Source organism: Escherichia coli DSM 30083 = JCM 1649 = ATCC 11775 (assembly GCF_003697165.2).
GTDB classification, from domain to species: domain Bacteria; phylum Pseudomonadota; class Gammaproteobacteria; order Enterobacterales; family Enterobacteriaceae; genus Escherichia; species Escherichia coli.
Genome location: NZ_CP033092.2, coordinates 2,982,579 through 2,998,084 on the forward strand (window position 1 = coordinate 2,982,579; position 15,506 = coordinate 2,998,084).

A 15,506-nucleotide genomic window follows, 5' to 3' on the forward strand; every position below is an offset into this window, starting at 1 on the left:
TAAATATGTTACGTAATGGAAATAAATATATCCTGATGCTGGTGAGTATAATTATGCTCACTGCGTGCATTAGCCAGTCAAGAACATCATTTATACCGCCACAGGATCGCGAATCTTTACTCGCCGAGCAACCGTGGCCGCATAATGGTTTTGTGGCGATTTCATGGCATAACGTTGAAGACGAAGCTGCCGACCAGCGTTTTATGTCAGTGCGGACATCAGCACTGCGTGAACAATTTGCCTGGCTGCGCGAGAACGGTTATCAACCGGTCAGTATTGCTCAAATTCGTGAAGCACATCGAGGAGGAAAACCGCTACCGGAAAAAGCAGTAGTGCTGACTTTTGATGACGGCTACCAGAGTTTTTATACCCGCGTCTTCCCAATTCTTCAGGCCTTCCAGTGGCCTGCTGTATGGGCCCCCGTCGGCAGTTGGGTCGATACGCCAGCGGATGAACAAGTAAAATTTGGCGATGAGATGGTCGATCGAGAATATTTTGCCACGTGGCAACAAGTGCGAGAAGTTGCGCGTTCCCGGCTCGTTGAGGTCGCTTCTCATACATGGAATTCTCACTACGGTATTCAGGCTAATGCCACCGGCAGCTTATTGCCTGTATATGTAAATCGTGCATATTTTACTGACCACGCACGGTATGAAACCGCAGCAGAATACCGGGAAAGAATTCGTCTGGATGCTGTAAAAATGACGGAATACCTGCGTACAAAGGCTAAGGTAAATCCACACGTTTTTGTTTGGCCTTATGGCGAAGCGAATGGCATAGCGATAGAGGAATTAAAAAAACTCGGTTATGACATGTTCTTCACCCTTGAATCAGGTTTGGCAAATGCGTCACAATTGGATTCCATTCCGCGAGTATTAATCGCCAATAATCCCTCATTAAAAGAGTTTGCCCAGCAAATTATTACCGTACAGGAAAAATCACCACAACGGATAATGCATATCGATCTTGATTACGTTTATGACGAAAACCACCAGCAAATGGATCGCAATATTGATGTGCTAATTCAGCGGGTGAAAGATATGCAAATATCAACCGTGTATTTGCAGGCATTTGCTGATCCCGATGGTGATGGGCTGGTCAAAGAGGTCTGGTTTCCAAATCGTTTGCTACCAATGAAAGCAGATATTTTTAGTCGGGTTGCCTGGCAATTACGTACCCGCTCAGGTGTAAACATCTATGCGTGGATGCCGGTATTAAGCTGGGATTTAGATCCCACATTAACGCGAGTAAAATACTTACCGACTGGGGAGAAAAAAGCACAAATTCATCCTGAACAATATCGCCGTCTCTCTCCTTTCGATGACAGAGTCAGAGCACAAGTTGGCATGTTATATGAAGATCTTGCCGGACATGCTGCTTTTGATGGCATATTGTTCCACGATGATGCTTTGCTTTCAGATTATGAAGATGCCAGTGCACCGGCTATCACGGCTTATCAGCAAGCAGGCTTTAGCGGGAGTCTGAGCGAAATTCGACAAAACCCGGAGCAATTTAAACAGTGGACCCGCTTTAAAAGTCGTGCGTTAACTGACTTCACTTTAGAACTTAGTGCGCGCGTAAAAGCCATTCGCGGTCCACATGTTATAACTGCACGAAATATTTTTGCACTTCCGGTAATACAACCTGAAAGTGAAGCGTGGTTTGCACAGAATTATGCTGATTTCCTAAAAAGCTATGACTGGACCGCTATTATGGCTATGCCTTATATGGAAGGTGTCGCAGAAAAATCGGCTGACCAATGGTTAATACAATTGACCAATCAAATTAAAAACATCCCTCAGGCTAAAGACAAATCTATTTTAGAATTACAGGCACAAAACTGGCAGAAAAATGGTCAGCATCAGGCTATTTCTTCGCAACAACTCGCTCACTGGATGAGCCTATTACAACTGAATGGAGGGAAAAACTATGGTTATTATCCCGACAATTTTCTGCATAACCAACCTGAAATAGACGTTATTCGTCCTGAGTTTTCAACAGCCTGGTATCCGAAAAATGATTAATCGCATCGTATCGTTTTTTATATTATGTCTGGTGTTATGCATCCCCCTATGCGTAGCGTACTTTCACTCTGGTGAACTGATGATGAGGTTCGTTTTCTTCTGGCCGTTTTTTATGTCTATTATGTGGATTGTTGGCGGCGTCTATTTCTGGGTCTATCGTGAACGCCACTGGCCGTGGGGAGAAAACGCACCAGCCCCCCAGTTGAAAGATAATCCGTCTATCTCCATTATCATTCCCTGTTTTAATGAGGAGAAAAACGTTGAGGAAACCATACACGCCGCTTTAGCACAGCGTTATGAGAACATTGAAGTTATTGCCGTAAATGACGGTTCAACAGACAAAACCCGTGCCATCCTGGATCGCATGGCTGCACAAATTCCCCACCTGCGGGTCATTCATCTGGCGCAAAACCAGGGGAAAGCCATTGCGCTTAAAACCGGAGCTGCCGCGGCGAAAAGTGAATATCTGGTGTGCATTGATGGCGATGCGTTATTAGACCGCGATGCGGCGGCATATATTGTGGAACCGATGTTGTACAACCCGCGTGTGGGTGCCGTAACCGGTAATCCTCGTATTCGAACACGTTCTACCCTGGTGGGTAAAATTCAGGTTGGCGAGTATTCCTCAATTATTGGTTTGATCAAGCGAACCCAGCGTATCTATGGAAACGTATTTACCGTTTCCGGTGTTATTGCCGCATTTCGTCGCAGCGCCCTGGCAGAAGTGGGTTACTGGAGTGACGATATGATCACCGAAGATATTGATATTAGCTGGAAGCTGCAGTTGAATCAGTGGGCGATTTTTTACGAGCCACGGGCGCTGTGCTGGATATTAATGCCTGAAACGTTAAAAGGGCTGTGGAAACAGCGCCTGCGCTGGGCTCAGGGCGGTGCAGAAGTATTCCTCAAAAATATGACAAGGTTGTGGCGCAAAGAAAACTTTCGAATGTGGCCGCTGTTTTTTGAATACTGCCTGACGACAATATGGGCCTTCACTTGCCTGGTCGGTTTCATTATTTACGCAGTCCAACTTGCCGGTGTACCGTTAAATATTGAATTGACACATATCGCTGCGACACATACTGCCGGAATATTATTGTGTACGTTATGTTTACTGCAATTTATTGTCAGCCTGATGATCGAGAATCGCTATGAGCATAATCTGACTTCATCGCTTTTCTGGATTATTTGGTTCCCGGTTATTTTCTGGATGCTGAGTCTGGCAACGACATTGGTATCATTTACACGAGTCATGTTGATGCCTAAAAAGCAACGCGCCCGTTGGGTAAGTCCCGATCGCGGGATTCTGAGAGGTTAATATGAACAATTTAATTATTACGACCCGACAATCGCCAGTACGTTTAATGGTTGATTATGTTGCCACAACCATCTTATGGACATTATTTGCTTTGTTCATATTCTTATTCGCAATGGATCTGCTGACGGGTTATTACTGGCAAAGCGAGGCCAGAAGCCGACTTCAGTTCTATTTTTTGCTGGCAGTGGCGAATGCCGTCGTGTTAATTGTCTGGGCGCTGTACAATAAGCTACGTTTTCAAAAACAGCAGCATCATGCAGCCTACCAATATACGCCGCAAGAATATGCTGAGAGCTTAGCAATACCTGATGAGCTCTATCAGCAACTACAAAAAAGCCACAGGATGAGCGTACACTTCACCAGCCAGGGGCAAATAAAAATGGTGGTTTCAGAAAAAGCGCTAGTCCGGGCGTAAACACCCAAAACAAAGCCCGGTTCGCCCGGGCTCTGCGCCGATAATACACTTAACTGTATGCATGTAGCGTACGTTGGCAAAGTGCCGAACGTACGCAATCCTCTTTACCGAATCGGACGATCCCGACCATTTCATCTTCTTCGAAACGTTCCAGCGCGTCACTTAATCCGGAGCGCACGCCGCGAGGCAAATCGCATTGCGTGATATCACCGTTGACGATAACCGTCACGTTCTCCCCGAGGCGGGTTAAAAACATTTTCATTTGCGCGGCAGTCACATTCTGCGCCTCGTCAAGAATGACGACTGCATTTTCAAAGGTACGTCCACGCATATAGGCGAACGGCGCAATTTCCACCTTCCCTATTTCCGGTCGCAGGCAGTACTGCATAAAGGAAGCCCCTAAGCGCCGGACCAGCACGTCGTAGACCGGACGAAAATAGGGAGCAAACTTTTCTGCGATATCTCCAGGTAAGAAGCCAAGATCTTCATCGGCTTGCAGAACTGGACGGGTGACGATAATCCTGTCGACATCCTTATGTATCAGGGCCTCTGCCGCTTTTGCTGCGCTGATCCAGGTTTTTCCGCACCCGGCTTCGCCCGTGGCGAATATCAGCTGCTTACTCTCAATAGCCTTCAGATAGTGCAATTGCGCTTCATTTCGCGCGAGGATGGGCGAGGTATCGCGACTGTCGCGGGCCATACCAATGGCTTCTACGCCGCTCATCTGCACAAGCGAGGTGACCGATTCTTCTTCACGCTGCTTATGGCTGCGCGAATCCCGTCTCAGCACACGTTTTGCCTCGCGACGAGCTTTGATCACTGCTTTTTGTCTTCCCATGGAGAGCACCTTGAGTTGTTTGTATTCATCACACGCGCCGTTGGCAGCGCGATTATGCGCACGAACATCAGAGGGTTGGCTTCCTTGTAAGCCATAGTTTGCTTTTGGATAAAATGCCGAAAAACGGCTACGCACACCGTTTGCGGCGTCGGTAACACGAGTAAAGAGAGGAAGTGAGAAAAATACAGAGTGACGAAGTTGCTACCGGAGGAGAAATCTCCGCAAGTGGTGGAGCGTTGCTTAACAAAACATTGTCCAGAACAGGACGTTACCATCCGCGATCTCCATAGTGACTGACTATCACTGCCGGGAACTTCCGCTGCTACTTAATAATTACAACAGATCTCGCATTCATTGCAACAATATATTCACTTATATTTAACTATAAAACACCATTTCAGTGACATTAGTTTCTACTGGAAAGATGACAGAGTGATGACAGTGATGAAAAAAGCTGTGTGCTTTCAGCAGGATTCGCAGTACTGGTAAAAGCTTGCCGGATGCGGCGTGAACGCCTTATCCGGCCTACCGACCCGCACCGATTGTAGGCATGATAAGACGCGCAAGCGTCGCATCAGTGTACGAACGCCTGGTGCGGCGTAAACGCCTTATCCGCCTAAAAACATTAAACCCGCAATAATGCGCTTCCGAGATAATCGTTCGCGTCCTTCACACCCGACAGCGCAAAGAAATAGCCGCCACCGATAGGTTTGACATATTCCTCCAGCGCCTCGCCATTCAACCTTTTTTGTACTGTCAGGAAGCCCTTTTCCAGATCGTGTTGGTAGCAGACAAACAGTAGCCCCATATCGAGTTGCCCGGAATTGGTGACGCCCAACGAATAACTGTAGCCACGACGCAGCATCAGGCTGGACTCGCTCTCCGCCGTGCGGGGATTCGCCAGCCGGATATGGCTGTCCAGCGCAATCACCTTCCCTTCCGGATCGCTAGCGTAATCGGGAACATCATGCTCATGCAGCATGCCCAGCGGCGCACCGGTTTGCTTATCACGACCAAATATCGTCTGCTGCTCTTTCAGCGGCGTTCTGTCCCAAAATTCCACTCGAAACTGAATCAAGCGTACTGCCTGATAGCTGCCACCGATTGTCCACGCAGGCTCCTGCTGATCTGCCGTCACCCACACCACTTTTTGCATCAACTTATCATTCTGGCTATCGGGATTGGCGGTGCCGTCTTTAAAGCCCAGCAAATTTATCGGCGTCTCTTTGCCTTTACTACGCGCTGCGTGGTCGGAAATAAACCCTTCCCGCTTCCAGCGCACGCTGAGCAAATCCGGCGTGTGTTTGATGATATCGCGCAGCGCATGGATCACCGTGTCCTGGGTGTTGGCGCAAATTTGTAGCAACACATCACCATGACATAACGCCGCATCCAGCGAGTCGTTAGGGAAACGCGTCATCTTCTGCAACTTTTTTGGCATCTGTGGCGCAAGGCCAAAGCGCTCATCAAACAATGAGTGACCCACCGATAACGTGATGGTGAGATTATCGGGCGCAATGTAGCCGCCAAGAATGCCGGAATCGAGTGGTGGCAGGCGCGGATTTGGCGTTTCTGGTGCCGCTCCGCCCTGAGTCAGAAAAGCAAAACGCTGAGTCAACAAGCGAAACAACCGTTCAAGATCGGCTTTATCGCTGGCAAGCACATCAAACGCCACCAGCATCATTGCAGCCTGTTGTGGTGTCAGGATCCCTGCCTGATGCTCACCATAAAACGGCTGTTTCTCATTGCGTGCATCCGGTGAAAGCGTACCCGGCGCACTTTGCGTTTTTTGTGCATGAGCGACCGGACAACTTCCCGCCAGCGCCAGCGCACCAATCCCTTTCAGTAAACGTCGGCGTGACGGTTCATTCACGCCGTTTTCATCTTCATACTGCATAACGCTTAGTCCAGCCCCAGCACACCGCGAAGTTGCGCCAGATCTTCCGCCAGCGCAGTAATCGGTCCTTTCAGTGCATTCCGGTCAGCATCGGTCAGTTTGTCGTAATTTTCAAAACCGTCTTTAGTACGGTATTTCGCCAGAATGGTATCGACCTTTTTGAAGTTGGCATCGACTTTTGCCAGCAGTTCCGGATTCGCTTTTTGTAGTTGTGGACGCAGCAGATCGACAATTTTCTGCGAGCCTTCAACGTTAGCCTGGAAATCCCACAGATCGGTGTGGCTGTAGCGATCTTCTTCACCGCTGATTTTGCTGGCCGCCACTTCCTCAATCAGTCCGGCTGCACCGCCGACCACTTTTGAAGGAGGGAAAGCCAGTTCACTGATGCGTTTTTGCAAATCGACCACATCGGTATAAAGCTGGTCAGCATACTTATCCATCCCTTTGGTGGTGTTATCGCCAAACAATGCTTTTTCCAGACGGTGGAAACCGGTGAATTTTGGATCGGCGGCTTTTTGCTCGTAATCATCTTCACGGGCGTCAATGCTGCCATCCAGATCGGAGAACAGTTCAGCAATCGGTTCAATGCGCTCATAGTGCTGGCGCGTCGGCGCATACAGTGCTTTCGCTTTTTCGATATCGCCTGCTTTAATAGCGTCGGTAAAGGCTTTGGTGTCGGTCACCAGTTGCGTGGTTTCCGCCATGACATACGCTTTATATGCAGTAATTGCACCACCAAGACTTAACAGCGCATCACTTTGCGCCGCATCCGCCGTTGCTTCACCTTTGACGATCAACTTCCCTTTCGGGTTAGTCAGCAGACCGCAGGTCATATCGTATTCGCCAGGCTGTAAATTCGCCGTCATTTTCTGGCTAAAACCAGGGGCGATATTTTCCCGCTCTTCCACCACCATCACGCCTTTGAGGATCTCCCACTCCAGCGCCTTCTGGCTGTGGTTCTGAATAATGAACTGTGTTTTCCCGGCGTTAACCGTAATGGTCATCGGCTCGCACTGCTTATCCGTCACGGTCACTTTGACTTGCGGAATATCAGCGGCGTTAGCCATAAAAGCAGAAGAGAACAGCGCAGCCACGCTCAACTGCAATGCGTTACGGCGGAAGTTAATGGTCATGACGAGACTATCCCTTTAAAGTATGTTGTAACTAAGCAAGAGTTTGCGTCGTATTTGCTACACGGAGCGGGACGCAGTCGCCCCTGCGCGTGGTGGCAGAACAAATGCCACCAGCGCCGGGATGAGATAAATAAACCAGACGGCGACTTCGCTGACGCTCGGTGCTTCCTGATAGCCAAAAATCCCTTCCATCAGTGTGCCAAACAGCGAGTGAGTTGAGAGCACCGCGCTCATATCGAAGGCGATTTCCTGAAAGTGGTTCCACAATCCGGCTTCATGAAATGCGCGAATGGCACCAGCTGCCAGCCCTGCGGCGACGAAGAGAATAAACAGACTGGTCCATTTAAAAAATGCACCAAGATTGAGGCGAATACCGCCCCAGTAGAGCAGGAAGCCAAGCACCACGGCTGTAGCAAGACCAAGCATTGCACCCAGCGGCGGCCAGATCCCGACATCTTGTTGAAATGCCGCCAGCAGGAAAAAGACCGACTCCAGCCCTTCCCTTGCAACGGCAAAAAAGACCATCATCACCAGCGCCCAGCCATGATGATTTCCACGCTGCAATGCGCTATCGACCGCCTGCTCCAGTTGTACTTTGACGTTGCGCGACACTTTGCGCATCCAGAAAACCATCCAGGTAAGGATCACCACGGCGATCACCGCCACAATGCCTTCAAACAGTTCCTGTTCTTTTTGCGGAAATTCGCCGGTGGTTTCGTTAATGAAGATACCCAAGCCCAGACACAACGCAGCGGCAAGCAACACGCCAATCCACATTACACCAATCCATCGGCCTCGCTGGGTACGCTTAAGATAGCTGGCAATCAAACTGACAATCAGCGCGGCTTCAAGTCCTTCGCGCAACATAATGAGAAACGGAACAAACATGCCACCCACCCTTAAACGTTTTTCTGAGTCAATCTATGCAAAGAAAAGTAAATCGCAGTGATAGCGATTATCATTACGATGAAGAAAAATACAAGTGGAATGTAGTGATAATGATGAGAAGATGTAAAAATATTTTGAGAAAAAACGCAGAGGGCAATAACTGATTGCCCTCTGCCTGCTTCCGGTTATGACGTGAAATTTTCGGTAAAACGCCTTCCCTTACCCTTCCTGCAACCGTGACGGCGGAGCCGAATGATAGTGCGCATCGGCCTCGGCAAAGCGTTTTTGCATCGCCGCTGATGGCGCTTTACCCAGCAAACTAAACACTACAATCCCGATACTGCCGAAGATAAAGCCCGGAATAATTTCGTACAGACCCAGCCAGCCGAACTGTTTCCAGACGATAACCGTCAGCGCACCGATGATCATCCCCGCCAGCGCACCGTTGCGCGTCATGCGTGACCACATCACCGAGAACAGCACCACCGGACCAAACGCTGCGCCAAAGCCTGCCCACGCGTAGCTCACTAAGCCCAGCACGCGGTTTTCCGGGTTTGCCGCCAGCGCAATCGCCACCAGCGCCACCACCAGCACCATCACTCGCCCTACCCACACCAGCTCTTTCTGGCTGGCCTGTTTACGCAGAAACGCTTTGTATAAATCTTCGGTAATCGCACTGGAACATACCAGCAGCTGGCAACTTAACGTTGACATTACCGCCGCCAGAATCGCCGACAGCAAAATCCCGGCAATCCACGGGTTAAACAGAATTTGTGCCAGTTCAATAAACACGCGCTCGGCGTTCTGGTTTACCGCACCTGCTACCGCCGGGTGCTCGTTAAAGTAAGCGATACCAAAGAAGCCGACAGCCACCGCCCCTGCCAGGCAGAGGATCATCCAGGTCATACTAATACGACGCGCATGGACAATGCTGTGGTGAGAATCTGCCGCCATAAAACGCGCCAGGATGTGCGGCTGCCCGAAGTAACCCAGCCCCCAACCCATCAGCGAGATAATGGCGACAAAATTCAACCCTTTGAGCATATCCACGTTTTCAATGCTCTTTTGTTTGATTACTTCCAGCGAGTCACCAAAGCCACCGACACTGATAATGACGATAACTGGCGTCAGGATCAGGGAAAAAATCATCAGACTGGCCTGTACAGTGTCAGTCCAGCTCACCGCGAGGAAACCGCCAATAAAGGTGTAAAGGATCGTCGCCGCAGCCCCCGCCCACAGAGCCGTTTCGTAGCTCATGCCAAAGGTACTTTCAAACAGACGCGCGCCTGCCACAATGCCTGAAGCGCAATAAATGGTGAAGAACAGCAAAATAACCAGCGCGGAGATAATGCGCAAAATGCGGCTTTTATCTTCAAAGCGCCCGGTGAAATAATCCGGCAATGTTAAGGCGTTATTGTTGTATTCGGTATGCACACGCAACCGCCCGGCCACCAGCTTCCAGTTGATCCACGCGCCTAATGTCAGACCAATGGCGATCCAGCTTTCGGAAATCCCGGAAAGAAAAACAGCGCCTGGCAACCCCATTAACAGCCAGCCGCTCATATCCGACGCACCCGCCGATAATGCCGTCACGAATGGCCCAAGACTACGACCGCCCAGAATATAGTCGTCGAAGTTTTTCGTTGATCGCCAGGCGATAAACCCAATCAATATCATGCCAAAGATATAGACACAAAATGTCACCAACATCGGTGTGCTAATAGCCATCTAAAGTCTCCAAAAAATTATTATCGGCAATGTCGAAACTTGCCGTTATATCTGCCACCGGAACGGGGTAACAGAGTTTATGTTTTACCAGGGCGACCGTATCCTGCCGGAAGCGCTGGTTATTCACAATCGATTTAACACACCATTTACATTAAATTTTAGTGCTCAGCGACACTATTTTTCATCAGGTTGCACTCTCTCACATTTTTTGCGGTTGCACCTTTCAAAAATGTTAACTGCCGCAGAGAAAAAGTCTGAGTTATTTTTTTAATCCCTGTCATATCGATTTCGTTTATTAACATTTCATTCATTTTTAAGCTTGCTACGCAGGTCACATTTAACACGGTTGCACAAAGTTGCAACATCATAGATATTTCACGATAACGTTAAGTTGCACCTTTCAGAACAACAGGAGTAATGGCATGGGAACCACCACCATGGGGGTTAAGCTGGACGACGCGACGCGTGAGCGTATTAAGTCTGCCGCGACACGTATCGATCGCACACCACACTGGTTAATTAAACAGGCGATTTTTTCTTATCTTGAACAACTGGAAAACAGCGATACTCTCCCGGAGCTACCTGCGCTGCTTTCTGGCGCGGCCAATGAGAGCGATGAAGCACCGACTCCGGCAGAGGAACCACACCAGCCTTTCCTCGACTTTGCCGAGCAAATATTGCCCCAGTCGGTTTCCCGCGCCGCGATCACCGCGGCCTATCGCCGCCCGGAAACCGAAGCGGTTTCTATGCTGCTGGAACAAGCTCGCCTGCCGCAGCCAGTTGCTGAACAGGCGCACAAACTGGCGTATCAACTGGCCGATAAACTGCGTAATCAAAAAAACGCCAGTGGTCGCGCAGGTATGGTTCAGGGGTTATTGCAGGAGTTTTCGTTGTCATCGCAGGAAGGCGTGGCGCTGATGTGTCTGGCGGAAGCGTTGTTGCGTATTCCCGACAAAGCCACCCGTGACGCGTTAATTCGCGACAAAATCAGTAACGGTAACTGGCAGTCACACATTGGTCGTAGCCCGTCCCTGTTTGTTAATGCCGCTACCTGGGGGCTGCTGTTTACCGGCAAACTGGTTTCCACCCATAACGAAGCCAGCCTCTCCCGCTCGCTGAACCGCATTATCGGTAAGAGCGGTGAACCGCTGATCCGCAAAGGTGTGGATATGGCGATGCGCCTGATGGGCGAGCAGTTCGTCACGGGCGAAACCATCGCGGAAGCGTTAGCCAATGCCCGCAAACTGGAAGAGAAAGGTTTCCGTTACTCTTACGATATGCTGGGCGAAGCCGCACTGACTGCCGCAGATGCACAAGCGTATATGGTTTCCTATCAGCAGGCGATTCACGCCATTGGTAAAGCGTCTAACGGTCGTGGCATCTATGAAGGTCCGGGCATTTCAATCAAGCTGTCGGCGCTACATCCGCGTTATAGCCGCGCCCAGTATGACCGGGTAATGGAAGAGCTTTACCCGCGTCTGAAATCACTCACCCTGCTGGCGCGTCAGTACGATATTGGTATTAACATCGATGCCGAAGAGGCCGATCGCCTGGAGATCTCCCTCGATCTGCTGGAAAAACTCTGTTTCGAGCCTGAACTGGCAGGCTGGAACGGCATCGGTTTTGTTATTCAGGCTTATCAAAAACGCTGCCCGTTGGTGATCGATTACCTGATTGATCTCGCCACCCGAAGCCGTCGCCGTCTGATGATTCGCCTGGTGAAAGGCGCGTACTGGGATAGTGAAATCAAGCGTGCACAGATGGACGGCCTTGAAGGTTATCCGGTTTATACCCGCAAGGTGTATACCGACGTTTCTTATCTTGCCTGTGCGAAAAAGCTGCTGGCGGTGCCAAATCTAATCTACCCGCAGTTCGCGACGCACAACGCCCATACGCTGGCGGCAATTTATCAACTGGCGGGTCAAAACTACTACCCAGGTCAGTACGAGTTCCAGTGCCTGCATGGTATGGGCGAGCCACTGTATGAGCAGGTCACCGGGAAAGTTGCCGACGGCAAACTTAACCGTCCGTGTCGTATTTATGCTCCGGTCGGTACACATGAAACGCTGCTGGCATATCTGGTGCGCCGCCTGCTGGAAAACGGTGCTAACACCTCGTTTGTTAACCGTATTGCCGACACCTCTTTGCCACTGGATGAACTGGTCGCCGATCCAGTCACTGCTGTAGAAAAACTGGCGCAACAGGAAGGGCAAACTGGATTACCGCATCCGAAAATTCCCCTGCCGCGCGATCTTTACGGTCACGGGCGCGACAACTCGGCAGGGCTGGATCTCGCTAACGAACACCGTCTGGCCTCGCTCTCTTCAGCCCTGCTCAATAGTGCACTGCAAAAATGGCAGTCCTTGCCAATGCTGGAACAATCGGTCGCGGCTGGTGAGATGTCGCCCGTTATTAACCCTGCGGAACCGAAAGATATTGTGGGCTATGTGCGTGAAGCCACGCCGCGTGAAGTAGAACAGGCGCTGGAAAGTGCGGTTAATAACGCGCCAATCTGGTTTGCCACTCCTCCGGCTGAACGCGCGGCGATTTTGCATCGCGCTGCCGTGCTAATGGAAAGCCAGATGCAGCAACTGATTGGTATTCTGGTGCGTGAAGCCGGAAAAACCTTCAGTAACGCCATTGCTGAAGTGCGCGAAGCGGTCGATTTTCTCCACTACTATGCCGGACAGGTGCGGGATGATTTCGCTAACGAAACCCACCGTCCATTAGGGCCTGTGGTATGTATCAGTCCGTGGAACTTCCCGCTGGCTATTTTCACCGGGCAGATCGCTGCCGCACTGGCGGCAGGTAACAGCGTGCTGGCAAAACCGGCAGAACAAACGCCGCTGATTGCCGCGCAAGGGATCGCCATTTTGCTGGAAGCGGGTGTACCGCCAGGCGTGGTGCAATTGCTGCCAGGTCGGGGTGAAACCGTGGGCGCGCAACTGACGGGTGATGATCGCGTGCGCGGGGTGATGTTTACCGGTTCAACCGAAGTCGCTACGTTACTGCAGCGCAATATCGCCAGCCGCCTGGACGCTCAGGGTCGCCCTATTCCGCTCATCGCTGAAACCGGCGGCATGAACGCGATGATTGTCGATTCTTCAGCACTGACCGAACAAGTCGTAATAGATGTGCTGGCCTCGGCGTTCGACAGTGCAGGTCAGCGTTGTTCGGCACTGCGCGTGCTGTGCCTGCAAGATGAGATTGCCGACCACACGCTGAAAATGCTGCGCGGCGCAATGGCCGAATGCCGGATGGGTAATCCGGGTCGCCTGACCACCGATATCGGTCCGGTGATTGATAGCGAAGCGAAAGCCAATATCGAGCGTCATATTCAGACCATGCGTAGTAAAGGCCGTCAGGTGTTCCAGGCGGTGCGGGAAAACAGCGAAGATGCCCGTGAATGGCAAAGCGGCACCTTTGTCGCTCCGACGCTGATCGAACTGGATGACTTTGCCGAATTACAAAAAGAGGTCTTTGGTCCGGTGCTGCATGTGGTGCGTTACAACCGTAACCAGCTCCCAGAGCTGATCGAGCAGATTAACGCTTCCGGCTATGGTCTGACGCTTGGCGTTCATACGCGTATTGATGAAACCATTGCCCAGGTCACTGGCTCGGCGCAGGTCGGTAATCTGTACGTTAACCGTAATATGGTGGGCGCGGTGGTTGGGGTGCAACCGTTCGGCGGCGAAGGGTTGTCCGGTACCGGGCCGAAAGCAGGCGGTCCGCTCTATCTCTACCGTCTGCTGGCGAATCGCCCGGAAAGTGCGCTGGCGGTGACGCTCGCGCGTCAGGATGCGGAGTATCCGGTCGATGCGCAGTTGAAAGCCGCATTGACTCAGCCGCTAAATGCACTGCGGGAATGGGCGGCAAACCGTCCAGAATTGCAGGCGTTATGTACGCAATATGGCGAGTTGGCGCAGGCAGGAACACAACGATTGTTGCCAGGGCCGACGGGTGAACGCAACACCTGGACGCTGCTGCCGCGTGAGCGCGTGTTGTGTATTGCGGATGATGAACAGGATGCGCTGACTCAGCTCGCCGCCGTGCTGGCGGTGGGTAGCCAGATGCTGTGGCCGGATGATGCGCTGCATCGTCAGTTAGTGAAGGCATTGCCATCGGCAGTCAGCGAACGTATTCAACTGGCGAAAGCGGAAAATATAACCGCTCAACCCTTTGATGCGGTGATCTTCCACGGTGATTCGGATCAGCTTCGCGCATTGTGTGAAGCCGTTGCCGCGCGGGATGGTGCAATTGTTTCGGTGCAGGGTTTTGCCCGTGGCGAAAGCAATATCCTTCTGGAACGGCTGTATATCGAGCGTTCGCTGAGTGTGAATACCGCTGCTGCTGGCGGTAACGCCAGTTTAATGACGATCGGTTAAACAGGTAGCCGGAGGATGTTACAACCTCCTCCGGCATCTTTAACGTGGTCGAATCCCCTCAATAATAATCCGCTGCACGTTTTCAACCGTTTGATTGAAAAACACCTCATCGCGCAACGTCACGCCTGTCACCGCCTCCACCTGAGGGGCAAAATCGGCGTAATGTTGAGTGGAAGCCCAAATCATAAAAATCAAATGCTGCGGGTCAATCGGCGCGAGTTTGCCGCTTTTAACCCAACCGGCAATGAGCGCCGATTTCTCATCAATTAATGCCTTCAAATCGCCCGTCAGTTCATCCATTAACAGCGGTGCACCTGCCAGCATCTCCATACAGAACAGGCGCGAAGCCTGCGGATAATCGCGGGAAACTTCCAGCTTCAGACGGATGTATTCTTTGATCGCCGCCAGCGGGGCGAAATCTTCTCGAAACGCTTTTAACGGTGCCAGCCAGATATCGAGAATCTGCCGCAGTACGGCTATATACAGCGCCTCTTTTGACGGAAAGTAATACAGCAGATTGGTTTTTGAAACACCCGCCAATTCCGCGATCTGCTCCAGCCTTGTGCCGTGAAAACCGAATTGTGAAAAAGTGTCCAGTGCTGCGCTAAGAATCGCTTTTTTCTTCGCGCTTACTGCGCGCGAACGCTTACCCGTTGTTTTCACTGCGCCTTGCGTCATGCGCTCTCCCCTCTTGTTGATTGGCAACAGGATAGCAAAACCCCCGCCCGGCCTCGACCTTATGCACTCTCATCGCGCACGAATGCATGTTTTATGTGCAACTGTTTTGACCGTTTAGTCCACTTTTTTCAGGCATTTTAGACAACTTAACATTAACACATTAATAACATTCACTTTTTAAAAACTGGCATCCGCTTTGCAA

The 15,506-nt window shown here is 50.9% G+C and carries 11 protein-coding genes; 4 read left to right on the forward strand and 7 right to left on the reverse strand.

Translation table 11 applies throughout. The features are described 5' to 3' along the window. Positions 1 to 5: 5 nt before the first annotated feature. From pgaB to pgaD, 3 genes are read left to right on the forward strand one after another with little or no spacing between them, the layout of a single operon-like run. Complete coding sequence (gene pgaB, locus EAS44_RS15810) at positions 6 to 2,024, forward strand: poly-beta-1,6-N-acetyl-D-glucosamine N-deacetylase PgaB (RefSeq protein WP_000945535.1); 2,019 nt, start codon at positions 6 to 8, stop codon at positions 2,022 to 2,024. After that, entirely contained in the window at positions 2,017 to 3,342 is a 1,326-nt protein-coding gene (pgaC, locus tag EAS44_RS15815; protein ID WP_000610446.1) for a poly-beta-1,6-N-acetyl-D-glucosamine synthase, read from the forward strand. The genes pgaB and pgaC overlap by 8 nt, the downstream gene beginning before the upstream one ends. A gap of 1 nt (position 3,343) precedes the next feature. After that, entirely contained in the window at positions 3,344 to 3,757 is a 414-nt protein-coding gene (gene pgaD, locus EAS44_RS15820; protein ID WP_001061099.1) for a poly-beta-1,6-N-acetyl-D-glucosamine biosynthesis protein PgaD, read from the forward strand. Between the two features lie 49 nt (positions 3,758 to 3,806). Here the strand turns inward: pgaD and phoH are convergent, their stop codons facing one another. The 6 genes from phoH to EAS44_RS15850 all read right to left on the reverse strand — a co-directional run bounded on the left by phoH (position 3,807) and on the right by EAS44_RS15850 (position 10,609). Beyond that, positions 3,807 to 4,595, reverse strand: a complete 789-nt coding sequence (gene phoH, locus EAS44_RS15825) for a phosphate starvation-inducible protein PhoH (protein WP_000533536.1) — start codon at positions 4,593 to 4,595, stop codon at positions 3,807 to 3,809. A gap of 625 nt (positions 4,596 to 5,220) precedes the next feature. Then, complete coding sequence (efeB, locus tag EAS44_RS15830) at positions 5,221 to 6,492, reverse strand: iron uptake transporter deferrochelatase/peroxidase subunit (RefSeq protein WP_001199136.1); 1,272 nt, start codon at positions 6,490 to 6,492, stop codon at positions 5,221 to 5,223. 5 nt (positions 6,493 to 6,497) lie between these two features. Continuing rightward, on the reverse strand, positions 6,498 to 7,625 hold the full coding sequence (efeO, locus tag EAS44_RS15835) for an iron uptake system protein EfeO (protein ID WP_000154379.1): 1,128 nt from the start codon (positions 7,623 to 7,625) through the stop codon (positions 6,498 to 6,500). 57 nt (positions 7,626 to 7,682) lie between these two features. Continuing rightward, positions 7,683 to 8,513: an iron uptake transporter permease EfeU gene (gene efeU / locus EAS44_RS15840; protein ID WP_000497947.1), complete on the reverse strand. Its 831-nt coding sequence runs from the start codon at positions 8,511 to 8,513 to the stop codon at positions 7,683 to 7,685. 219 nt (positions 8,514 to 8,732) lie between these two features. After that, entirely contained in the window at positions 8,733 to 10,241 is a 1,509-nt protein-coding gene (gene putP / locus EAS44_RS15845) for a sodium/proline symporter PutP (protein ID WP_001018510.1), read from the reverse strand. Positions 10,242 to 10,399: 158 nt separating this feature from the next. Beyond that, positions 10,400 to 10,609, reverse strand: coding sequence for a hypothetical protein (locus tag EAS44_RS15850; RefSeq protein WP_000979523.1), 210 nt, complete (start codon positions 10,607 to 10,609; stop codon positions 10,400 to 10,402). A gap of 54 nt (positions 10,610 to 10,663) precedes the next feature. On the opposite strand from EAS44_RS15850, the gene putA reads away from it, so the two are divergent. After that, positions 10,664 to 14,626 (forward strand): trifunctional transcriptional regulator/proline dehydrogenase/L-glutamate gamma-semialdehyde dehydrogenase, encoded by a 3,963-nt coding sequence (putA, locus tag EAS44_RS15855; RefSeq protein WP_001331940.1) that lies wholly within the window; start codon positions 10,664 to 10,666, stop codon positions 14,624 to 14,626. A gap of 39 nt (positions 14,627 to 14,665) precedes the next feature. On the opposite strand, the gene rutR is transcribed toward putA, so the two are convergent. After that, positions 14,666 to 15,304, reverse strand: a complete 639-nt coding sequence (gene rutR, locus EAS44_RS15860; RefSeq protein WP_001331941.1) for an HTH-type transcriptional regulator RutR — start codon at positions 15,302 to 15,304, stop codon at positions 14,666 to 14,668. Positions 15,305 to 15,506 lie beyond the last annotated feature (202 nt).